Origin of the sequence: [Clostridium] symbiosum (assembly GCA_036419695.1) — a bacterium.
In the GTDB taxonomy this organism is placed as follows: Bacteria; Bacillota; Clostridia; order Lachnospirales; family Lachnospiraceae; genus Otoolea; species Otoolea symbiosa_A.
On sequence record CP143946.1, the window covers coordinates 134,921 to 158,238 of the forward strand.

Below are 23,318 nucleotides of genomic sequence, written 5' to 3' on the forward strand. Positions count from 1 at the left end.
TACAGACTATATGGAATCTGTATACTAATTTGGTAAGGAAATATGATAGAATCAGGATATGCATCTAACAGTATGGGGACCGGCATTTAGAAAGCCTGAAGGATCGGGGAGATTTTATGACTTTGAGACACATTAAGATTTTCATAGCGGTCTGCGACACCGGAAGCACGACTGCGGCGGCCAGGGAACTTTATATTGCGCAGCCTGCGGTGAGTTTCGCCGTCGCGGAGCTGGAACATTATTATGGACAAAAATTATTTGACCGCATTTCCAACCGGCTCAGGATTACGGAGGCGGGACGGCGCTTTCTGGAATATTCGAGACAGATTGTGATTCTCTTTGATGAAATGGAGTTTGAAATTAAGAATTGGGACTGCCTTGGCTCCTTAAGAATCGGAAGTAATGTAACAATCGGCAACAGCTTCCTGCCCCAATGCGTGAAGGCCTTTAAGGAAATATATCCCGACATTGAGATTGAGGTAATTGTTGACAATTCCGCGAAGATTGAACAGCTTATCTTAAACAGCAAACTGGATTTTGCCCTCATTGAAGGGCCGGTGTACAACCATTTTATTAAAAGTGAGCTTTTCATGGATAATTCCCTTGTCTTTATCTGTGCGGCGGAGCATCCGTGGGCCGGGCAGGCGGTGGAAATGGAACGGCTGGCCGACTGCAGTTTTATAGTGAGGGAAAAGGATTCCTTTGAACGCAAGCTCCTGAACGATCTTCTTCAGATGAATAAGATACAGTTTCACACGGCATGGCAGAGCGTAAGTTACCAGGCGATTCTGAAGGCGGTCGAAAAGAACCTGGGAATCGCGGCCATCTCCTATCAGGCGGCAAAAGAATACCTTAAGTCGGGGAAAGTCATGCAGTTTTATGTAAGCGGGGTCAACCTGAAACGGGAATTTTATATCGTTTATCATCAGAATAAATTTTTGAACAAACCGGCAAAAGATTTTATGGAACTGTGCTTTAAAATGAAAGAACTGGATCAGGCAGGGGAACAGGCGGCCGGCGGCGTGGATCCGAACGGGGCGGTTAAGGCGGAAGAGGCCGGAGTGGAGCAGAAGAAGGACAGCCGGCAGAAAAAGAAAAATCCTCCGCATTAGCCGTGACTGAATACGGAGGACTTTATTGAGTGGCAATGAGAAGTTCGCGAAGCGTACTTTTCGTTGTTATATTGATACGGTTTTAAACAATCACTTTCTCGAAATCGGATGCAGGATGCTTACAGATCGGACAAACAAAGTCGGCCGGAAGCTCTTCACCCTCATACTCATATCCGCAGATCCGGCAGCGCCAGATGGTCTTTCCTGTCTTTACAGCAGGTGCGGCTGGTTTTGGTTTAATATTACTCTGATAGAAGTTATAGGTGGTGGAAGGAACTTCACTGAGAACGTCCATGTCATCGACAGCGGCGATAAACAGTGTGTGGCTTCCAAGGTCCATGGTGTTTTCCACGGTGGCGGAAATAAATCCGTTGGTGCCTTCAGTCACATAATAGATTCCATTCTCACTGCGTTTTACCTGATCATAACCTTCAAACTTGTTCACATCTTTTCCGGACTGGAATCCGAATCTCTGGAATGTGGAAAATTTAGCTTCCTCACTTAATATGGAAACGTTGAATTTCCCGGTTGCTTTGATCATGTCATGTGTATAGTTGGCTTTATTTACAGCAATGCTGATTCGGTTGGGAACAGCCGTTACCTGGCCTGCCGTATTAATAATACATCCATTGTCTTTCTCATCCTGTCTGGCCGTCAGTACAAACAGGCCATAAGTCAGTTTAAACATTGTCTTATCGTTCATTCTTACTTCTCCCTTCAAATATGATAATAGTTACTGAGTATAAATCCCGCGGGCTATGTCCGGTAACATGTCGCTGGGTGCCCTGCCAAACGGCATCATTTAAAAAAATCCGTTCCTGCGATGCCGTATCACGTATCCCCATTATATCATGTATATGGAAGAAAAAGTATTATGAATCTATAAAATATTAAGGATTACAACCCTATACCAGCGTATTAGCGGCCGGCCTGTTCGGCTTTATACTGCTTTAACGCCCTGGCAAGCTGATCCGGACAGGAAGTAGGGCGGAATCCGCAGTTGATACCCTCTGTGCGGGCAATTACATCGTCGATATCCATGCCTTCTACAAGACGGGCCACGCCCTGGGTATTACCGGAACAGCCGCCGATAAAATGTACATTTTTAAGCTTGTTATTCTCCACATCGAAACTGATTTCACGGGAACAGACTCCCTGCGTTTTAAACTTCATAACTGATTAACCTCCATAATAATGTGTTTGCAGACTGTCAAAACAGACACAGCCATGTTCTGTAATACGCGTTGCTATCGCGCCTGATTTACGTTCTGAATCATGCAAAGCCGCATGAAATTATGTATATTACGATTATAACTAAGGCCTGGTTGCATTCTGCGGGCATGTTTCCATGTTTGAATGAAAACCCGGATTGTGCAGCATGGAACGGTTTTGAATTCCGTTTCCCCGCATCAGTGTTACGGTTCGCCCCGTGTTCGGCCGCATGTTTTGCGGAATACATCCGTTGTGAACGGTAACAATTGATTATAGCCCCGTGCTAAAGGAATTGTCAAGATTGTAAAAATACATTATAATGATCAGATATGCGAAGGACAAGACGTCGGTGACAAAGCAGGCGCTTATATAATGAAGATTGTGGTACAGAGCCGGAGTAAATAAGAACGAGATGGAGGAATTGTAATGTTTGGAATTATTGGCGCAATGAATGAGGAAGTTGCTAAAATTAAAGAAGAGATGACGGATGTCACGATCACAACCGTGGCCGGCATGGATTTTTATGAAGGAAAACTGAACGGGAAGGACGCGGTTGTGGTCCGCTCCGGTATCGGCAAAGTCAATGCTGGCATGTGCAGCCAGATTCTGGCCGACCGCTTCCATGTTGACGCGATTGTCAACACGGGGATTGCAGGTTCACTGAGGAACGAGATCAATATCGGTGATATTGTACTTTCCACCGATGCCGTGCAGCACGATATGGATGCCAGCGGCTTTGGTTATAAGAAGGGACAGATTCCCAGAGTCGACACCTTTGCATTTAAGGCGGATGAGGGACTGATTGAACTGGCGCTTCAGTGCAACCGGGAAGTGAATCCCGATATTCAGACGTTTAAGGGCCGCGTTGTGAGCGGGGATCAGTTTATTTCAGATAAAGATAAGAAAAAATGGCTGATCGAGACATTTGACGCAAGCTGTACGGAGATGGAGGGAGCGGCCATCGCACAGGCGGCCTATCTGAATCAGATACCGTATCTTGTAATCAGGGCAATCTCCGATAAAGCCGACGACAGCGCCGGAATGGATTACCCCGTATTCGAGGCGCAGGCAATCCGGCATTCGGTACGGCTCCTGCTGGAAATGGTGTCCAGAGCGTAGTTTAGCCCGTAAGATGCAGCGTTTTCCGGCCTTCTATAAACGGGATAAGGCCTGGGTTTCTTAACTTAATAATCGAATTGTGGCTATATTTGACGATCGATTTATGCCATTCTCATCTTCCCAAACCAGGAACGGGCGGCTATAATAAATGTCATCTGGAACAATCTGGAGAAGAAAGGGGAGCTTTTTATGCTGGAATTATTACAAACCGGAAAAGCATTGACCGTGCTTGCGGCGATCGGAATTATAGGAATCGTCAGTAAATTAATCACACGGAGCCTCTACAAAAGATTATTAAAAGAAACTGATAACATGGCAATGACCAAGAACAAGAATCTGAAAGTACTGAAGCAGAAGTTGGAGAATGCGTACCGTTTAAATCAGAATATCGTCAATACCCAGGCGTATCTGGACAAGCAGCTGTATGGGTTTAAGTTTATGCACATTTCCCTGGAAACATGGAACAATCTGTCTTTACAGATGACGATCCTGGGCCTTTTGGCCGGTGGAGCCGGTTCCTTTATGTCCTACTGGTACAGACTGGATTCCTACTATATTGTACTGTATGCGGCAATGGGTGCGCTGGGCGGCCTGTTACTTACATTTATGGACAGCAGTTTTAATATTACGGGAAAACAGCAGAAGCTGGAGACGGTTTTACTGGAATATGTGGATAATTCCGTATTTGTGAGAGCAGCCAGAGATAACTCGGCCAGGGAGACGGCCGGACAGGTCCGTGCGGCTGCCACGGCGCAGAGCAGAGAACGGCTGACACGTGAAAATGAAATCAAAGACGGTCTGGTAAGAGAGGAAGAACCCCGCCAGCTGTCTCCGAGAAATATAAGAGGCAGGAACTCCAAGGCGGAGGAACTGCTCAGGACGGTGCGCAATATGAAAGATGATGATCTGCGCCCGGAGGAGGAAGAGAACTCCGCCGTGGACAAGCCCTCCGCATCCAGGGCCGACACCGTACCGTTACGCGGCAGAAACAGGGACAGTATGATGCGGGACAGCGATAATGAAGGTCCATCCAGAAACCGGGAGAGCGACAATACCGTCCGCAGGGATATCGACTATCTGAAGCACAGCCTGGATCAGATAGCGGCGAGCAAGGAAAAAGATCGGGATGACAAGGACTGGATGAAGAATCTGAATGGCGATGAGATGAAAATCATCGGGGAGATTATGCGCCAGTATTTTACCGGAGCTTAAAACATAGAGTAAAATCATATAGAAATAACCGGTTATGAGGCGGTTATAACAGGATTTGAATGGACAGGCAGGCGCGCTGCTGTTAAAAACTGAATATCGTGGATTAAATAATTACATAGTGTAATTGATCATAGATAAAAAGAGACATTGTTTGGGTGAACAATGCCTCTTTTTGCGTCTATTCTTTTTTTGCGTCTATTCTTTTTTTTGCGTCCGCTCTCATTTTTGCATCCATTCTTATTTTACGTCCATTTTCATCTCTATGCGTTCAGAGTTTCTATTAAATGGAACCGCCTTTAAACGGAGAACGGCCGGATAAAAAGACAAAAAAACAGAAAAAGCATGTAAATATATGGAAAAATAATGATGTATACAGTTTACTTGCAATATTGAATGAAAGTAATTGACAAATAAAAATGGAAATGTTAATATGCAAACATACACGTATGTATAATACGGAGCAGTGAGAAAATACGGTAGGTTTTTTGTCTGAACCTACGGGAGAAGAGAGGGGGAAGCATTCTGTACACAGATTATTACAGAAAATATGCAGGAGTATTGATCCGGGCGGCCCTGGATTTACAGCCGGGGGAAGTGCTTGTGATCAATGCGGCTCCATGGGACTGCGAATTTGTCCGGACGGTGACGGAGGCCGCTTATGAGGCGGGCGCGGCCTATGTGCGCTGCGATTATGTGGATCCGGAGGAAGACCGGCAGCGGTGTCTCCATTCGCGGGAAGAATATCTGGATTACTATCCGGAGTGGGTGACGGATTACATGTGCAGTTATGCGGAACAGGGCGTGGCGATCCTGGATTTGCTGCCGCCCGTATTTGGCGCCGCAGATTCTGCGCTGACGGAAAAGCTGGCGGCAGTCCGGAAACTCCGGGCCAGGTCGGGGGACCGTTACAATAAGGCCAGGTCGGCAAAGGGAGTTACCTGGGTCAAGAGCTCTCTGCCCTCCGTCGGATGGGCGGAGACGGTATATCCCGGATTAAAGGGAGAGGAAGCAATACAAAGGCTGTGGGAGGCCCTGATCCCGATCCTGCGCCTGGACAGGGAAGACCCGGTACAGGCCTGGCTGGACCATAAGCGCGGGCTGCAGGAGAAAAAGGCGGCGCTGGATGCGATGCATCTCAGAAAACTCAGGTTTGAGGGCCCGGGTACGGAATTGACCGTGGAGCTGGCGGAAAATTCCGGCTGGACCGGCGGCTGTGACAGGAACAAGAGGACGGGGAGGGAATACATTCCCAATATTCCCACGGAAGAACTGTTTGCAGCGCCTCATAAACACCGGATCAACGGAACGGTAGCTGCGACAATGCCGTTAAATTATAACGGTTCCCTGATTGAGGGGATGCGGCTTGTAATTAAGGACGGCAGAGTGGTGGAATATGGAGCGGATTCGGGGCTGGAGGCATTAAAGGGGATATTGGAGACCGATGAGGGTTCCCGTTATTTTGGGGAAACGGCTCTGGTTGCCGTCACTTCACCTATTTATCAGACCGGGACGATTTACTATAATACCATTCTGGATGAGAACGCGGTATGCCACATGGCTCTGGGGCGTGCGCTTACCAGCGGCGTGCCGGGGGCTTCGTCGATGACGGAGGAGGAGCTGGAAACAGCAGGGCTGAACCAGTGCAGTATTCACGTGGATTTCATGATAGGCTCGGAGGAACTCAAAGTGACGGCCGAGGATGGAAATGGGGATTCCGTGGTGTTGATGGAACAGGGAACCTGGAAAATTTAACAAGAGATATCAAGACAGTAACAGGAAAAGGAGAGGGACATGAAAAAAGCTATTTTAATCATTTTGGCAGCAGCAATGGCATTATCTTTGGCAGGGTGCCAGGCAAAAACGGGCAGCGGCGAGGCGGAAGTGAAAGACGGGACTGTAAAGGATACCATTATCATGGGCCAGCCGGGGGACACGCCAAACCTTGACACACATAATAACCTGGACGGAAACGGAATGCGCGTTAACACGGTACTCTATGATCCGCTTCTCAGGATGGACAATGAGACTTATGAAATCAGACCGTGTCTGGCCGAGTCATGGGAAATTTCCGACGACGGTACGGAATACGTTTTCCAGATTAAGCAGGGCGTCAAATTTTCCGACGGCAGCGATATGACCGTGGACGATGTGGTATTCTCCCTACAGAGAGGAATGACGAAACCGCTGGCAGTACCGAGTTTTGCCCGCGTGACGGCAGTTGATAAAGTGGATGACAGCCACGTCAAAGTAACGCTGGACGGACCGTACCCGGAATTTTTATTCGCCATGGCTCTTCCGACGGCTGGTATTTTCAGCAAGACGGCGTATGAGGCACAGGGGGAAAGTGAATTTTTCAACAATCCGGTTACGACCGGGCCATACAAGGTGGTAGACTGGAAACGCGGGGAACTGCTTACAATGGTGGCAAATGAGAATTACCATCTGGGAGCGGCTCCGATTAAGAATTTACAGTACCGGGTGATCACGGATCCGAACTCGGCGATATTGAGCCTGGAGGCGGGCGACATCGATACCTATATACTGGTACAGCAGTCCAGCGTAAAACGTATCGAGGAAAATGAGAAGCTGGAAATGCTGCAGGGACCAACCTTTGGCCTTTCCTTTATCCAGGTTAATACGGAAAAGCCTCCGTTTGATAATGTAAAAGCACGTCAGGCCCTCTGCTATGCAATCGATAAAGAAGCAATGCTGGACGGAATTCTCGACGGCAATGGCATGATAATGGACACCTTTGTGACGGAAAACTACCTGGGATATACCGACAAAGTGGTAAAATATCCTTACGATCTGGAAAAGGCAAAGACGCTGCTGGCAGCGGAGGGAATTGACGGAAGTGAGCCTCTTACGGCCATCCTCTATTCCCCGCAGGATTCCAAATTTGCTCAGATTCTTCAGAATTCCCTGGCAGAAATCGGCATAGAGCTGAAAATCTCCCAGATGGAACGTTCCGCCTATGAGGCAGCCTGCTTAAACGGCGAAGCCAACCTGATTGTAGGCAGCGGAACCTATACGGCTCCGACGGTCGACGAAACATTGTACCCGACCATTCACTCTGACCAGATTGAAGTCCAGAACTTCAGCAAGTACGCCGACCCGCTGGCCGATCAGTATCTGGAAGAGGCGCGTGTCACCCTTAACGAGGACGAGCGGGCTGCGATTTATGAAAAACTTCTTATCAAACTCAGCGAGGATGTGCCGGTTATCCCAACGGTGAGCGGATTCAATAATATAGCGATTAAAAAGGGACTGAAAGGCGTTGTTGTCAGCCCGTGGTCATTCTATAATGTGTATGATTTCAGTTGGGAATAGAGCGGCGGGAACATATGGAACAGGGAGGGATATCTGTAAAGATACCCTCCCGTTTTAGACGGCGGAAAAAGTTGTTTGCGTTGAAGAGTGTATATTGTAATAATGAACAGGCAGTGTTTCATTTCCGTTTTTATCTGTGTTATACTGGAGTAAATCTGAAATTGAGGTGAATAAAGATGAAGTATACACTGGAAGACAGCCTGAAGGCGTGGGAAGCAAATGCAGAATTCTGGGACTCCGCGATGGGAGACAATTCGAATGAGTTTCACAGAAAAACAGTGCGGCCCAAAGTGAATGAGCTGCTGGAGATTCAGCCGGATGATTATATTTTAGATATAGCATGCGGAAATGGAAATTATTCCGCTTATTTGGCAGAACGCGGTGCAAGTGTTGTTGCCTTTGACTACTCACCCAAAATGATTGAGCTGGCAAAAAAACGGCAGGCGCGTTTCTGCGATAAGATTGAATTTTGTGTTGCTGATGCAGCGAGCGAAAGCAGTTTGATGTCGCTGAAACGGCAGAGACTGTTTACCAAAGCGGTTTCCAATATGGCGATTATGGATATCCAGGAGGTTACAGACCTGTTTTACTGCGTCAACCGGATGATTTCCGATAACGGCATTTTTGTATTTGCCACCCAGCATCCCTGTTTTGTTACATTGACGGAACAATATATGACTCCGCACAGTTATTACGGTGACGCAATCAAGGGACAGCCACGGGAACAATGCTATTATCACCGTTCCCTGCAGGATATCTTTCATCTCTGTTTTAAAAATGGATTTGTGATTGATGGTTTTTATGAAGAATGTTTTGGGAGTAAAGAAATTCCCGACATTATAATTGTAAGAGCAAGAAAAGTAGAATAAAAGATGGGGTGCCGGGGGAGTTTGTGAGTCTTCAGTCCCGGGCTGTAGGTTGTCGCGGGTGGGGAATCCGGGCAGAAAAAGTTCCTCCGGGAAACGCTTGCGCTCTTCGAAGTACATAGCGGTACTAACCTCGAAAAAACCTCGGTAAGTGCCGATGGACTTCAGGTTCCCTGCGGAATCTTTTTCTCCCTTCTTCCCCACAGGCAGATTATGATCCGGGACTGAAGACGCGTAGGTTTTCGCATCCCGAATCCCGGCCTGCGGCCGCTGTTCTGTTCTTATCCCTTCAGAGGGGGAGGGGGATCGTCGCAACCACTATGTTCCTCCGAATGCTTCAAAATATCTGCTATCCGATCTCTGACTGGTTTAGTGAGATACCATCAGACCGTAACAGTATCGCAGCTTCGTAGTGGCCGCGACAGGACCATCCCCCTCACCACACCGGACATGGTCCGTTCCGGACGCGTCCTCCTCACCTCAGTTAAATCCTTAATAACCTTCAAAAACTCCCCCACAATTCCGTAGTCATCCACCCCGCAGAAAACCCGATTATAGCCGTCCTCGCTTTCGCGTTTTGCAATCACACCGTCGTGCCGGGAACCTGCTTTAGGCATGACAGAATGTATCATGATGCCTCCTGTGAGTCTGCTCATTTATTCGTGCTATCATTTATGCTGTATTTTATGCTGAATTATCTCTGTTTTGGTTAAACCGCCGCTTCATTTTTATTCTGTGTCATGAGACTTACAATTACATAAGCCAGAAACGAAGGAATCAGTGGGAAAACGGAGGCGTAAGGAAGAGAAACCCCCATCTTATTGATAACGACACAGGCAACTCCGGCGATAAAGCTTGCCAGCGCGCCCTGTCTGGTCGCTTTCTTCCAGAATATAGCCCCGACAATCATGACGAGTCCGCCGGCCGTAATCAGTGTATAGGACAGTGAGAGGAGAGAGATAAGGCTGCTGAACTGAAGCGCGATAATCAGCGCAAAAATTCCAATGACAACGGAAGAAATCCGGCTCAGCCGGCCAAGGCTTTTTTCATCCGCATCCGGGTTAATGTGTTTGTGATAAATGTCACTCACGATATTTGCCGTAACGGTTACAAGAATACCGTCGCTGGTGGACATGACGGCTGCGCAGATGGAGGCGATTAAAAGACCTGCCAGGAGCGGAGGCATAGCTTCAAACAGTACCTGGAAAATGATTGTGCCGCTGGCTGCGTCCGGCCATAATGCCTTGCCGTACATTCCAATCATTACAGGGAGGGGAACAAACAGCAGAATCAGGCTGGCTCCCAGGATTGGCGCCATAATTGCGGTTTTTTCCTTTTTGCACGAGACGGTACGCTGGAAACCGGTGGAAGATACAAGTCCAAATAAGGCGGTCGGCCCCAGCATCATGATGAAGGTTTCTCCGTCGAACGGGATCATCTCAAAACTTGTAGCCGGAAGATTCTGGGCCATGATGGCAAAACCGCCCTGGGTGGCAATAAAAATCATGGTGGCAATGACAGAAATCACAATAACCGTAACCTGGATTACATCCGTCATCATAACGCCCCACAGGCCGGAGAGAGAAGAATAGATAATGACAATGGTCGTGGTGGCGATGGCGCCGGCCAGAGGATTCAGTCCGATGTATTGGAAAAGACGTTCACCGGCCATAATCTGCCCGGCCATAACGGCGATATTAGAAACCGCATTTAACAGGGCGACCGCAATAGAGGTCATCTTATCGCCGTACCGTTGTTCAAGAAGATCCGACAGAGTTACGTAATTATTGCGGTATACGACGCGGGCCATGAAGATGGCAAAGAGATAGAAAGAGATTGCAGCCCCGACACCGTACCACATGCCTCCGATTCCGTAGGTGGCTCCGTATTCGGCGCCGCCTACAACAATGCCGTTACCAATGTGGGAGCCCATATAGGAACCGGTGACAAGCAGGAGTGTTCCCTGCTTGCCGGCGGTAAGAAAGTCCTGCATGTTTGAGCTGTGTTTTCTCCCCTGAAGGCCGATCAGGACCATCAAAGCCATATAAATAACCAGGATAATCAGAACGATAGTAAGATTACTCATATAATTCCCCTTTCTGCAACGCACTGCCATATTATTCCTGTGCCGTAAAATACGGTAATAGATAGGCAGCGCCTGCAATGAATCTGTGAATATCCACAGAAGTTAAGCCTGCATGGCAGCTTGGCAGGGAAGACCCGGGTTATAATCCGAGTTTCTCTGCTTCATACTCCAGTTCCTCACGGAAACCGGGGTGTGCGATTCGTATCATTTCTTTTGCCCGCTCCTGAAGTGATTTTCCTATCAGGGTTGCAATGCCGTATTCCGTCACGACATACTCAACCGAAACACGGCTCAGTGAAACGGGAGTGCCGGGGGTGAAATACGGCACAATCTTGGAATATTTTCCGTTTCGTGTGGTCGATTCTATTACAATGATGGATTTACCATCCGGGCAGTTGGCCGCGCCGACGGCAAAATCCGCGATGCCGCCCATTCCGGAATACTGGACTCCCTTCAGGTATTCGGCATTTCCCTGACCCAGCAGATCCATCTGGATTGCATTGTTGATTGCGGTCATTTTATTATTTCGGGCTATGGCTCCGGGATTCAGTACGTTATTGCACCGATCCAGCCGTATTTCCAGATTATTTGCCGCATAATCTAAAAGTTCCCGGGAACCGACAAGTTGTGTGCAGACAGAGACGCCGGGGTTCAGCGCTTTTTTCTGATTCGTAACAATCCCTTTTTTCGTAAGTTCCATGAAAATATCGCCGTAAACCTCGGTATGAACCCCCAGATCGCGTGCATTTTCCAGATACATCAGAGAAGAAGAATTCAGCCTGCCGATGCCAACCTCTAAAGTAGCTCCGGTCTCAATCAATTCGGAAAGATAGCTGCCGATCCGTTTGTAAACGTCCCTGCGGTCATCCGAATCGTCAATCTGGCGGACATTCATCGGATAGCCGCGTCCTTCTACGATGAAGTCGAATTCTGAAATGTGCATCACATTATCACCGTACACAAAGGGAATATATTCATTGATTTCCGCAATGACAAGCTCTGCTTCACGGCATACATCTGGAATCAGATCCGCAGAGTTGCCGAATGATACATATCCGTCTTTATCGGGTTTCGAAACCGTTGGAAGGGCAACATTGCACTTCAGGCCTTTCATTGCATTTTTTCTGTACCCCGAAAAGCCGCTGGGGAGATACTTTACCAGGCCGCGTTCCGCATAGCCACGGTTCAGGCTGTCCAGAAAACTGGTATAAACGGTGATTCCTTTTCCCAGGTTTTTAAGAAGATGTAGAAAATTGGCTTCGGCACAAAAATAAACCACATCTTTCAGATCCGTTCTCAGTCCCAGCTTCTCCAGAAATGTCGCCGGTTCCCTGGCTCCGGAGGTAAGACTGTCGCCGTCTTTGATAAGGGATGCCGCTTTTTCGGCGCTGATTTTTTTATTTTCATATTCCTGTTCCCATAAACGTCCCATAAAAACCTCCGGAGTTATTTATCATATTTTTTACTCAGGGCCTGTTTCAGGCCGCCGTTTTGGATATCGGTTTTGAATTCATCCACCTGGGATGTCTGCATGTAGGTCCGACCGAGGTTAAACATCTCGGAAACGAAATCGATTGTTGAATGGAACCCCTGAAGCTCATAACATTTATTCAGGGAGTGCTTGATCATTTTCATGCTTTCGGGCGGTACGAGGGCAATCCGTTCAGCCGTTTTTAATGCCTCGTTCCGGAGTCTTTCGAAAGGAACCACCGTATTGACGACCCCCATCTCCGCCATCTCTTTGGCGGTAAAATATTTACTTAGATAAAAGAACTCCCTGACCTTGTTAAACGGCATTTTCCAGACCTCCATCGGTATTTCAGGGGTGTAGCCCAGAAGAATTTCAGGGTTACCAAAGGTGGCGTCTTCCGATGCGATGATGATATCGCTGAGCATGGCGAGGGTGACTCCTCCGCCGATACAATATCCCTGGATGGCTGCTACGATTGGCTTGGGAAACCGCCACATCCGCATAAAGAACTCAATCTCATGGGCGGTGTCGGCGCGCCGCTCCACAATGCCGGTGATGTCGTTTTTCATGGATTCTTTTAAGTCAAAACCTGCGGTAAACGCTTTTTCACCGGCGCCGCAGAGAATGACTACGCGCACCTGCGGATCATCCGCCGCTATTTTTAAGGATTCGTCGATTCCGTTAATAACGGCCGAATTCAATGCGTTGCGTTTGGCGGGCCGGTTGATGGTAATCCAGGCGATCTCACCCTGTTTTTCATATAGTAAATCACTCATAGTGTTCTCCTTTTCGTAAATCATTCTTTCAACAGATGGCCGGCGATAACGACTCTCTGTATCTGATTGGTCCCCTCAAATATCATAAAGATCTTGGCGTCGCGCATCAGTTTTTCAACTTCATATTCCCTGGAATAGCCATAGCCCGAAAAGATCTGGACGGCATCCAGCGCGTTCTGCATGGCGGCCTCTGAAACGTAGGCCTTGGCAATGGAATTCATTTTCCCGTCAACCGAGCCTGCATCGATCATCTGTGCGCACTGGTAGACAAGACTTCTGGCGGTCTGGCAGCGAATGTCCATGTCAGCCAGCATGAACTGAATCGCCTGGAGATCGGCAATGGGCTTTCCGAATGTGACACGGGTTTTGGCGTATTCAACACTCAGATCCAAAGCTCTCTGGGCAATTCCAAGAGCTGCCGCGGCACAGTCGAGGCGTGTGCGGTCCAACGTCTGCATGGCAAGATGAAATCCTCGGCCCTCCTTCCCGAGAAGGTGATCTTCGGGGACGTGGACGTCTTCCAGTATCACGTCTGCCGTAGTGGACAGCCGAATTCCCATTTTATCCTCGTGTTTGCCGACGGACAGTCCGGGGAGCCCGCGCTCTACCAGAAAGGCGGAGATTCCTCTCGTTCCGGCGTCCACATCGGTTTTTGCAAATACAATATAGAACTGGGCATGTGGAGCGTTGGTGATGAAACATTTGCGTCCTGTAATGACATATTCTCTGCCCTGTTTGACTGCTTTGGTTTTAATGGAGGCGGCATCGGAACCAGCATTGGGTTCTGTAAGGCAAAATGCAGCCAATCCTCCCGAAACCACAACTTCGGAAGCAAACCTTTTCTGTTCTTCGGTTCCGGCCAGAAGCACAGGTTTTAAGGCCAGGTTACTGGACTGGATTGTAATGGAAAAACCGGCGTCTCCGCGGGCAAATTCCTCTGCAACAAGGGCATTTGCCATGGCGCCCAGTCCGGCGCCTCCAAATTCTTCGGGAATATCAATGGAGGTATATCCCAAGTCTGCGGCCTCCTGATAAACTTTCACCGGGGTCTCACCCTTTATATCCCATTCCTTTGAGATGGGGCGGATCTTGGCATCGGCAAATTTACGTGCCATTTTCTGAATGTCGAGCATATCATCTGATAATATATGGCTCATATCCTTCCTCCTTTAGTTGTTTGATTGTTTATCAAAAACCGGCGCGCCCGGATTTTTTTAACAGAATGATAAAATAGTATCGGCTCAGGAAAACAAATGGTTTGTTTTTTGGTAATTAGATTATATAATATTAAATTATATAAAAATAACGAATAAAATTTTGAATTGATACATCTAAAAGTTGTATCACACACCGAAGTTTGATAAAATAGTAGGAAAAACAGGGGGAGGATGCTATGGAACTAAGACAGCTGGAGTATTTCATGCAGATATGTGAGAGTGGAAGCATTCAGAAAGCGGCCAATAAGCTATTTATGACACAGCAGGCAGTCAGTAAATCAATCGCATCGCTCGAACGGGAGATGGGCGCTCCTCTTTTTTACCGAACGGCCAAGGGAGTATTTCTGACCCAGTTTGGACAGGAATTCAGGAGGAACTGCGGGCCTGTCCTGGACAGCGTAGAGCACCTGAATACAAATATGGAAAAAGCGCTCCGGTTAAACAGCGGACGGCTGAGAGTTGGTGTTGCCGGAGGAATTATGTATCTTGGCTCCAATAAGATTTGGTCGGATTTTCAGGAATTTTATCCGAATGTCCAGATAGAAGCGGCGGAATACAGCTATAAGGAGAGTCTGAGCCTGCTGAAAAGCGGAGAAATCGACGCAGTAATTATTTCCGATTTGGAACAGGTTGAGCAGATTGATGACTACGTGCTTTTTGAACTTCCCAGTTCCAGCCGCCGCCTTGTAGTAGCAAAGTCAAATCCACTGGCAGATCGGGAAAGCGTAGAAATAAAAGAGTTGAAGAATGAGAAGTTTATCCTGTATATCAATGACTTTGCATACAGGGAATTCATACGGCTCTGCAGGGAAAACGGATTTGTCCCGGATGTCAAGAGGACCAGCGATACAATTTACATGTGTGAACTCTGCAACACGGACGGCATGACCGGGATCATAATTTCATTTATAGCAGACAGGATGCTTGATCATTACCCGAATATCAAGCTTGTTCCGTTCAAGGAGCCGATTCTCGAGTATTCGCTTGTCATGCTGGCCAGAAGATCATTTCCCAGGGTTCAGATTTTACGGGAGCTGGCGGATTATCTTACTTATTCACTTCAGGAGAATATGTAGGGAATTGTTGAACAGTGCGGAAAAATTGGAACAGATGAAAAAATATAAATAGTAAGAAAAAGAGCCGGAACTGCATACCATTAACTGCAGCTTCGGCTCTTTTTCCTTCTGTGTAAACGGTTGGAACTGGATGCTTTTTATACATATCCCTGCGCCATCATGGCATCGGCAATCTTCTCAAAGGCCGCAATATTGGCTCCTGCGACAAAATTACCTTTCACACCGAACCGCTCAGCCGTATCAGATGTCTTATCATAGATCTCCGACATAATCTTGCGGAGCTGTTTATCCACCTCATCAAAGGACCAGCTCATCCGCATGCTGTTCTGGCGCATCTCCAGGGTTGAGACAGCTACGCCGCCGCCGTTGGCCGCCTTACCGGGCATAAACAGGACGCCGTTTCTCTGGAAAAATTCAGTTGCTTCGCGATCACAGGGCATATTGGCTCCCTCGGCTAATGCCATACACCCGTTACGCACCAGGGTTTTGGCAGCGTTCAGGTTGATTTCGTTCTGCGTTGCGCAGGGAAGGGCTATATGGCATGGGATATCCCATATACTTTTCTTTTCCTCGTAAACAGCGGAGGGAACTTCATCCAAATATTCCTTAATACGTCCGCGTCTCACTTCTTTAATCTGTTTTACCACATCCAGACGGATACCGTCCTTATCATAGATATAGCCGTCAGAGTCGCTTAATGTCACGACTTTGGCTCCGTACTGCTGTATTTTCTCGATGGTGTGGACGGCTACGCTGCCCGCTCCCGATATCACCACGACCTTGCCGTCCAGTCCTTTTCCATGGCGGCGCAGCAGGTTTTCCAGCATGTAAACAAGGCCGTATCCCGTAGCCTGGGTGCGGATAGGAGAGCCTCCAAAGGAGGGGCCTTTCCCGGTCATGGCGCCGCAGTGCAGCCCGGCCAGCCGTTTATATTGTCCAAAGAGATAACCGATTTCCCTGGCCCCGGCTCCAATGTCACCGCCCAGGATATCCAGATCATCCCCAATATATTTGAAAAGTTCCGACATAAAACTCTGGCAGAATGCCATAATTTCACGATCGGATTTGCCTTTGCGGTCAAAATTGGAGCCGCCCTTTGCTCCGCCGATTGGAAGTCCGGTCAGGGCATTCTTAAATGTCTGCTCAAAACCCACGAATTTAAGCAGGTTCAGGTTGACGGATGAATGAAAACGCAGCCCTCCCTTGTAAGGCCCAATTGCGCTGTTATATTGGATGCGGTATCCCTTATTGATCTGGAGACGGCCCCTGTCATCCACCCAGGGCACACGGAAAGATATAATCCGTTCCGGCTCAATCAGCCGCTCTAATAGAGAGACATCCCGGTATTTTTTTTCATCTGGATCAATAACAAGTTTAAGAGATTCCAGAATCTCCCTGACAGCCTGGTGAAACTCGAATTCACCGGGGTTATCCTCCACCGTCCTTCTGTAAACTTCATCAACGTACGACATAACACATATCCTCCTCTTACTCACGTTAGCTCCCCTAAAGCCCCGGCCTCAACCCAAAACAGTCGGAACAGGCCTGTGCCCACCCATCCCCGCCGGTTCCATCCATTGTACCGTTGTACCGTACTAAAGTCAAGAACGGGATGCTGGCCTCCTTGTCGGCGTCCCCGTTTTTCATCAAAATTTCCCCATTGATAAATACCCCTCACATTGATATAATAAGAAAGAAACATAGACAAGTTTTTATCAAAGTTGAGCGGTCCCTCCGGGCGTCCGCACAGCATGTGTAAAGGAGACGAAGACAATGGGAAGAGAAGTAAGCTTCGATTATTCGAAGGCAGCCGGATTTGTAAATCAGGAGGAGATGGATAATTTAAAGGACACAGTTCTTTTTGCCAGGGATATCCTCGTAAACAGGACAGGCGCAGGTAATGACTTCTTGGGCTGGATTGACCTGCCGACAGATTACGATAAAGAGGAATTTGCGAGAATTAAAGAAGCCGCAAAGAAGATTCAGGATGATTCAGATGTACTTCTGGTGGTAGGTATCGGCGGTTCTTACCTCGGTGCAAGAGCAGCCATCGATTTCTTATCCCATAGTTTTTACAATAACCTGCCGAAAGACAAGAGAAAATCACCGGAGATTTACTTTGTAGGCAACAGCATCAGCAGCAAATATATCAAAGATCTGCAGGATATGCTGGAGGGCAAGGATTTCTCCATCAATATTATCTCCAAATCCGGCACAACGACAGAGCCTGCTATCGCGTTCCGAGTATTCAAGAAAATGCTGATTGAAAAATACGGGAAAGAAGAGGCAAATAAGAGAATTTATGCAACAACCGATAAATCCAGAGGCGCTCTCAAAAATCTGGCAAATGAGGAGGGATATGAATCCTTCGTTGTCCCGGACGACGTGGGCGGACGTTATTCCGTTCTGACTGCGGTAGGACTGCTTCCAATCGCAGTGAGCGGAGCCGATATCGATCAGTTGATGGAAGGCGCGGCTTACGGAAGGAAAAAAGCCCTGGAAACCCCATATGAGGAGAACCCGGCCCTTTTGTATGCCGCCATCAGAAACATTCTCCACAGAAAAGGAAAAATGGTCGAGATCGTAGCAAACTACGAACCCAGCCTCCACTATGTATCCGAGTGGTGGAAACAGCTTTACGGCGAGAGCGAGGGCAAGGACAGAAGAGGCATTATGCCTGCATCCGTTGACCTGACCACAGATCTCCACTCCATGGGACAGTTCATCCAGGACGGCTCCAGAATTATGTTTGAAACGGTTCTGAATGTGGAGGATTCCCCTGCCGAGATTATTCTGGAAGAGGAAGAAGTGGATACGGACGGTATGAACTACCTGGCCGGAAAGAATGTGGACTTTGTAAACAAGAGCGCCATGAACGGAACAATCCTGGCTCACACGGACGGCGATGTGCCGAACCTGAAGGTGAACATTCCGGAGCAGAATGAATTCTGCCTTGGCCAGCTTTTCTATTTCTTCGAGTTTGCCTGCGGAGTCAGCGGATACCTTCTGGGCGTAAATCCGTTCAACCAGCCGGGCGTTGAAAGCTACAAGAGCAACATGTTCGCACTCCTTGGAAAACCGGGATATGAGAAGGTAAGAGAAGAACTTTTAAAGAGACTGTAATTTCACAGAGAAAGACAATCAAGACAGCGAAAGCAAGCCTGAAGAGTCAATATTAAAAGTAAGATAAGTCCCCGCAGCCAGGTATTCAGTCCTGGCCGCGGGGACTTATTGAGTGGTAATGAAAAGTCCGCGAAGCGTGCTTTTCATTGTTTTACATATATTCCGTAAGCTGTTTCAGCAATGCCATATATCCCGTCTGCATTTCCTGATAAATTTTCAGGATCGGTTCCGCCTTCTCGCGGACGGTTCCCATGATTCCATCATAGTTTTCGACAATTCTTGCCACAATGACAGGGTCGATCAGCCCGTGTCCGGCCATATCGTTTAGAATGGAGCATGTTTTTTCCTTGGAAAACGAGTCCTTGTAGCTTCTGGTGCCGGAGAGGGCGCTGACGATGTCGGCGACGGCGACGATCCGCTGCGGCGTCGTCAGTCCGCTTCCGTCCAGTCCGCGGGGATAGCCGGAGCCGTCCAGTTTTTCGTGGTGGCGGAGCGCAATATCCCTCACCTTCGGCGTAACACTGTCGCCCAGGATCATTTCCGTCAAATCCACATGGGTTCTCATCACGGTCATGGCCTGGGGACTCAGCTTGCCGGGAAACTCAAGTATCTCAGAGGGAATTCCGAGTTTACCCAGATCGTGGAGCATGGCGCCGCAGGTGATATCATTGATATCCTCCTCGGTGTTGCAGAAGATCTTGGCCAGTTCGGTGCTGATTACCGTTGTCGTGATCGTGTGGGTGACGGTATGGGGGCTCCGGAAATCGATTGCATAAGTCATCATCCTGAGCAGGGCATTTCTCTCTTCCTCCGTAAAGGGAACGTCTTCCAGAACCCGGTCAAATTCTTTTTCCAGAAGATCGGACAGGAGAAAGGCAGTCTGAGAGTCGGTCGCCGCGCTGAACAGAAAAGAAAAATCGGCATGGTTAAAGAGAGTACATGCCTCGGGACTGAAAATACCCGGTGTATTTCTGTTAACATAATTTTGAAAATTGTGATAGTCCCTCTTCCCTTTTGTCTGGGAGAGATAGATATCAAAGCGGTCGGCCAGATTGATAAGCTGTGTGGCTCTTCGGGCAGCCAGCGGAACCTGTTCCAGATCCTTTAATTTCTTCCAGGGCGTGTGATGGAACAGGACAACGGATGCCTCATCCTTAAATGGGGTAAAATACTTGAAAAACATATAGCCATAAATGGAGTGGTTCCAGACGTTGCGTGTTTCAAACTCCACCATGCGGTCAATCTCATCCGTCTTATAGGCGCCGATATCATGGAGGGCGGCCAGAATCAAAAGGTTGCGGACTTCCCTTGGCGTATAATCACTGGAAGCTTTCAACATCTGAAATACAATATAGGAGACGCGGGAACCGTGGCCGATGAGCCTCTTGTCGACCAGATTGAACGCTCTCTTTACAATTTCTACAATATCCTTATTGCTGACGGGCAGTGTGTATTTATACATAGGGTGCCTTTCCTGAGCGGCAGATTGCGCGCGTCTTTGTTTATTCCCGTCCATTTTTAATGTGACAGCTATCCTAAATAGTATCATATGCAGGAACGCGGTTCAAGCAATTCCGGGAGGCCGGGAAAAAAATTTATATACTTTTTACACATGAGATATCCTGCAAAGCGCTCCGCCTGGCACAGAGTGACATAAAACAGTATTATGGATTAATTCCGTGAAAAATTCACATTGTGATTGGACACCGAACTTGATATACTATAACAGGAAGGGAGGCGGTGCGTGTGATATATAATTTTGATGAGATCGTTGACAGAACTCACAATAATGCTGCCAAATATGACGAAAGAATTAAAAAATTCGGTACTGACAATGTGATTCCGCTGTGGATTGCTGATATGGATTTCAGGGTTGCAAAACCGATAGAGGACGCTCTGGTGGAGAAAGCCCACCAGGGTATTTTCGGGTATGTATCCAGGACTGAGGAATACTGGGACGCCCTGGCGGGATGGCAGAAGAGAAGAAACGGCTGGGACGTGGACAAATCGCTCCTGAGCTTTAACTGCGGAGTGGTTCCGTCGCTGGCTGCCCTGGTACGCCAGTTCAGCAGAGAGGGTGAAACCATCCTGATTCAGACTCCGGTCTACCCTGAATTTTATGAGGTGGTGGAGAATGCGGGGCGCAGTGTTGTTACGAACCGCCTGATCGAGAAGAACGGCCGCTACGAGATTAATTTTGAGGATTTTGAGGAGAAGCTGAAACAGGGACCGAAGGCATTTATCCTGTGCAACCCGCAGAATCCGGTGGGACGTTCCTGGAGCAGGGAGGAACTGAAACGGATGGGTGAGCTTTGCGTTTCATACCATGTTCCAATCCTGTCGGATGAGATCCATGCCGACCTGATGCTGTGGGGAAACCGCCATACGCCGATGGCATCCATTTCACCCGGGATTGCCGCAAACACCATCACCTGCACGGCGGTCAGCAAGACGTTCAATCTGGCCGGGCTGCAGGCATCCTCCGTGATCTTCAACAACCAGGAGGAGCGGGCCAGGTTTGAGAGGTTCTGGCACAATCTGGAGATACACAGGAATAACTGCTTCAGTCTGGTAGCCACAATTGCCGCCTACAACGAGGGGGAGGAGTGGCTTGATCAGTTACTTCCCTATTTGGAAGGAAACATGAAGTATATACAGGAATACTGTGAGAAAAATATCCCTGAGATTAAGGCAAATCTTCCGGAATGCACCTACCTTGTCTGGCTGGACTGCCGCGGACTTGGACTGCCGGACGATGAGCTGAACCGTTTTATGATAGAGAAAGCCGGTATCGGTTTAAATGCCGGATGTGATTTTGACCGGGAACTGAGCGGATATATGCGTCTGAACGCCGCCTGCCCGAGACAGGTATTGGAAAAGGCAATGGAACAGCTTAAGGATGCCGTTGCCCGGGAACGCGCCGGCCGGCAGTAGCAGGGCGGCCATGATGAAAAGGGAGGTATCAGGGGGATGGAGAAAAGTAAATCTACATTCTGGGAAAATTATCGTTTTCCTCTGACGCTGATTGCGGGTATCGCAATCGGCAGTATCATAGGTATTGTATTTGGCGACAAAGCGGTAATATTAAAACCGTTCGGGGATATTTTTATCAATCTGATGTTCTGTGCGGTGGTGCCGTTAGTATTTATCACGATCTCCAGTGCGGTCGGAAATATGCTCAGTATGAGGCGGCTCGGGAAAATCCTGGGCTATATGCTGGGAGTTTTTATTGTGACGGGAGCGATCGCGTCTGTCGCCATTATTGTGATGGTGAAGATATTCCCGCCGGCAGAGGGAGTCAACATCGCCCTCACGGCTCCGGATTCGCTGGACAGCGTCAACTTGGGCGAACAGATCGTAAAAGCGCTCACGGTGAATGATTTCTCCGGCCTGCTTTCCAAGGCTAATATGCTGCCGCTAATCTGTTTTTCCGTTCTGTTCGGCGTATGCGTCAGCCTTACGGGAAAAGAGAATAACAGCATGGTTGCCAAAGGCCTGGAGGCCCTCTCAGCAGTCATGATGAAAATGATTTCACTGATTATGTATTATGCACCGATCGGACTGGGAGCGTATTTTGCATCCCTGATTGGCGAGTTTGGCCCTCAGCTTCTGGGCTCCTATGCAAAAGCGATGGTTATTTACTATCCGTTGTGCATCGTGTATTTCTTTGTGGCATTTGCGGCATACTCGTATTTTGCCGGAGGGAAGAAGGGGACGAGAAAGTTCTTCAAGAATATTCTGAATGCCTCGGTAACTTCCCTGGCTACCCAGAGTTCCATCGCCACGCTGCCGGTTAATCTGGATGCGGCGAAAACCATCGGCGTGCCGAAGGATATCAGGGATATTGTGCTTCCCATCGGAGCGACGATGCATATGGACGGAACCTGTCTTTCCTCTATCTTAAAGATATCGTTCCTGTTCGGCATCTTCGGCCAGGATTTCTCGGGGATCGGCACTTACATTACCTGTGTCTGTATCGCAATCCTGGGCGGTGTCGTTATGTCCGGCGTTCCGGGCGGCGGCCTCATCGGAGAGATGCTGATTGTCAACCTGTTCGGCTTCCCGCCGGAAGCATTCCCAATCATTGCAACGATTGGATTCCTTGTGGATCCTCCTGCAACCTGGATCAATGCCACGGGCGATACGGTTGCATCCATGATGGTAACACGCATGGTAGAGGGAAAAGAATGGATGGATATGGCGCCGGAAGAAGACTGATACTATTCTATCAAAACTACACAACAGAAGGAGACCTGCCATGTTCCGCTTGTGGGGAAAAATATTTAAAGATAACAGAATGCTGCAGGACACGGTAATCTGCAACGGCGACTATTCCATGTCCAGGACGGCCATGATTTTTGACGCCGTGGATCAGATATGCTACCAGTTTGACCTGGGGCATCCGGTCTGGCTGGACGCTACGGTCGGGGAATTCAAACGCCATGACAAGGCCCGGTTTACGAGTGACAACTTTATAGAGTCCATTGATTTCGATTATCTGGAAATTCAGGTACTGGAAGAGTAGCGTGGAAAACGCGTGCTGTCGGCAGGATAACAGAGAACCCGGATACCGCACACATTTTTGAATGTGGCGGTATCCGGGTTCTCTGTTATCCTGCTGCCGTCAGACGATGAGATGCGAGAGGCTGTGGAGTATCAGAATGGCCTTAATTGGTTATTATTTTTAAAATAATAACCAATTAAATTATAAAAAGCAT

21 protein-coding genes are annotated in these 23,318 nt (G+C 48.3%); 11 read left to right on the forward strand and 10 right to left on the reverse strand.

Going from position 1 to position 23,318, the window contains the following annotated elements:
- The first annotated feature begins 116 nt into the window (after positions 1 to 116).
- The gene (locus V3C10_00705; protein WVP62380.1) at positions 117 to 1,112 is read left to right on the forward strand and encodes a LysR family transcriptional regulator; all 996 of its coding nucleotides are present in this window, start codon (positions 117 to 119) and stop codon (positions 1,110 to 1,112) included.
- 82 nt (positions 1,113 to 1,194) lie between these two features.
- Here V3C10_00705 and V3C10_00710 read toward each other — a convergent pair whose 3' ends face one another.
- Together V3C10_00710 and V3C10_00715 are read right to left on the reverse strand one after the other, a co-directional pair.
- The gene (locus V3C10_00710; GenBank protein WVP62381.1) at positions 1,195 to 1,815 is read right to left on the reverse strand and encodes a flavin reductase; all 621 of its coding nucleotides are present in this window, start codon (positions 1,813 to 1,815) and stop codon (positions 1,195 to 1,197) included.
- 215 nt (positions 1,816 to 2,030) lie between these two features.
- On the reverse strand, positions 2,031 to 2,285 hold the full coding sequence (locus V3C10_00715) for a TIGR03905 family TSCPD domain-containing protein (GenBank protein ID WVP62382.1): 255 nt from the start codon (positions 2,283 to 2,285) through the stop codon (positions 2,031 to 2,033).
- A gap of 465 nt (positions 2,286 to 2,750) precedes the next feature.
- On the opposite strand from V3C10_00715, the gene V3C10_00720 reads away from it, so the two are divergent.
- From V3C10_00720 to V3C10_00740, 5 genes are all read left to right on the forward strand, one after another.
- Positions 2,751 to 3,443 carry a 5'-methylthioadenosine/adenosylhomocysteine nucleosidase gene (locus V3C10_00720; GenBank protein WVP62383.1) on the forward strand — a complete coding sequence of 231 codons (693 nt, stop codon included), beginning with the start codon at positions 2,751 to 2,753 and terminating at the stop codon, positions 3,441 to 3,443.
- Between the two features lie 189 nt (positions 3,444 to 3,632).
- Complete coding sequence (locus V3C10_00725; protein ID WVP62384.1) at positions 3,633 to 4,655, forward strand: hypothetical protein; 1,023 nt, start codon at positions 3,633 to 3,635, stop codon at positions 4,653 to 4,655.
- A 522-nt stretch (positions 4,656 to 5,177) separates the two neighbouring features.
- The gene (locus V3C10_00730; protein WVP64550.1) at positions 5,178 to 6,407 is read left to right on the forward strand and encodes an aminopeptidase; all 1,230 of its coding nucleotides are present in this window, start codon (positions 5,178 to 5,180) and stop codon (positions 6,405 to 6,407) included.
- A 39-nt stretch (positions 6,408 to 6,446) separates the two neighbouring features.
- Entirely contained in the window at positions 6,447 to 7,985 is a 1,539-nt protein-coding gene (locus tag V3C10_00735) for an ABC transporter substrate-binding protein (protein ID WVP62385.1), read from the forward strand.
- 176 nt (positions 7,986 to 8,161) lie between these two features.
- Positions 8,162 to 8,854: a class I SAM-dependent methyltransferase gene (locus tag V3C10_00740; protein WVP62386.1), complete on the forward strand. Its 693-nt coding sequence runs from the start codon at positions 8,162 to 8,164 to the stop codon at positions 8,852 to 8,854.
- 380 nt (positions 8,855 to 9,234) lie between these two features.
- On the opposite strand, the gene V3C10_00745 is transcribed toward V3C10_00740, so the two are convergent.
- From V3C10_00745 to V3C10_00765, 5 genes are all read right to left on the reverse strand, one after another.
- Entirely contained in the window at positions 9,235 to 9,483 is a 249-nt protein-coding gene (locus tag V3C10_00745; GenBank protein ID WVP62387.1) for a hypothetical protein, read from the reverse strand.
- Positions 9,484 to 9,560: 77 nt separating this feature from the next.
- Positions 9,561 to 10,937 carry a sodium:solute symporter family protein gene (locus V3C10_00750; protein WVP62388.1) on the reverse strand — a complete coding sequence of 459 codons (1,377 nt, stop codon included), beginning with the start codon at positions 10,935 to 10,937 and terminating at the stop codon, positions 9,561 to 9,563.
- Positions 10,938 to 11,076: 139 nt separating this feature from the next.
- Complete coding sequence (locus V3C10_00755) at positions 11,077 to 12,369, reverse strand: acetyl-CoA hydrolase/transferase C-terminal domain-containing protein (protein ID WVP62389.1); 1,293 nt, start codon at positions 12,367 to 12,369, stop codon at positions 11,077 to 11,079.
- Positions 12,370 to 12,383: 14 nt separating this feature from the next.
- On the reverse strand, positions 12,384 to 13,184 hold the full coding sequence (locus V3C10_00760; GenBank protein ID WVP62390.1) for an enoyl-CoA hydratase/isomerase family protein: 801 nt from the start codon (positions 13,182 to 13,184) through the stop codon (positions 12,384 to 12,386).
- Positions 13,185 to 13,204: 20 nt separating this feature from the next.
- Positions 13,205 to 14,341, reverse strand: coding sequence for an acyl-CoA dehydrogenase family protein (locus V3C10_00765; protein WVP62391.1), 1,137 nt, complete (start codon positions 14,339 to 14,341; stop codon positions 13,205 to 13,207).
- Between the two features lie 236 nt (positions 14,342 to 14,577).
- Between V3C10_00765 and V3C10_00770 the strand changes: the two genes are divergently transcribed.
- A complete protein-coding gene (locus tag V3C10_00770; protein ID WVP62392.1) occupies positions 14,578 to 15,477 on the forward strand; it encodes a LysR family transcriptional regulator in 900 nt (299 codons plus the stop codon).
- A 137-nt stretch (positions 15,478 to 15,614) separates the two neighbouring features.
- Here the strand turns inward: V3C10_00770 and gdhA are convergent, their stop codons facing one another.
- Together gdhA and V3C10_00780 are read right to left on the reverse strand one after the other, a co-directional pair.
- The gene (gene gdhA, locus V3C10_00775) at positions 15,615 to 16,949 is read right to left on the reverse strand and encodes an NADP-specific glutamate dehydrogenase (GenBank protein ID WVP62393.1); all 1,335 of its coding nucleotides are present in this window, start codon (positions 16,947 to 16,949) and stop codon (positions 15,615 to 15,617) included.
- Between the two features lie 34 nt (positions 16,950 to 16,983).
- Complete coding sequence (locus V3C10_00780; GenBank protein ID WVP62394.1) at positions 16,984 to 17,124, reverse strand: hypothetical protein; 141 nt, start codon at positions 17,122 to 17,124, stop codon at positions 16,984 to 16,986.
- Between the two features lie 126 nt (positions 17,125 to 17,250).
- On the opposite strand from V3C10_00780, the gene V3C10_00785 reads away from it, so the two are divergent.
- Positions 17,251 to 18,600, forward strand: coding sequence for a glucose-6-phosphate isomerase (locus V3C10_00785; GenBank protein ID WVP62395.1), 1,350 nt, complete (start codon positions 17,251 to 17,253; stop codon positions 18,598 to 18,600).
- 151 nt (positions 18,601 to 18,751) lie between these two features.
- Here the strand turns inward: V3C10_00785 and V3C10_00790 are convergent, their stop codons facing one another.
- Positions 18,752 to 20,062: an HD domain-containing phosphohydrolase gene (locus V3C10_00790; GenBank protein ID WVP62396.1), complete on the reverse strand. Its 1,311-nt coding sequence runs from the start codon at positions 20,060 to 20,062 to the stop codon at positions 18,752 to 18,754.
- A gap of 284 nt (positions 20,063 to 20,346) precedes the next feature.
- Here V3C10_00790 and V3C10_00795 point away from each other — a divergent pair, with 284 nt between their 5' ends.
- The 3 genes from V3C10_00795 to V3C10_00805 are packed head-to-tail and all read left to right on the forward strand — an operon-like array spanning position 20,347 to position 23,125.
- Positions 20,347 to 21,534, forward strand: a complete 1,188-nt coding sequence (locus V3C10_00795) for a PatB family C-S lyase (protein ID WVP62397.1) — start codon at positions 20,347 to 20,349, stop codon at positions 21,532 to 21,534.
- A gap of 36 nt (positions 21,535 to 21,570) precedes the next feature.
- Positions 21,571 to 22,818 (forward strand): dicarboxylate/amino acid:cation symporter, encoded by a 1,248-nt coding sequence (locus V3C10_00800; protein ID WVP62398.1) that lies wholly within the window; start codon positions 21,571 to 21,573, stop codon positions 22,816 to 22,818.
- A 40-nt stretch (positions 22,819 to 22,858) separates the two neighbouring features.
- Positions 22,859 to 23,125 (forward strand): hypothetical protein, encoded by a 267-nt coding sequence (locus V3C10_00805; protein WVP62399.1) that lies wholly within the window; start codon positions 22,859 to 22,861, stop codon positions 23,123 to 23,125.
- The last annotated feature ends 193 nt before the right edge of the window (positions 23,126 to 23,318 follow it).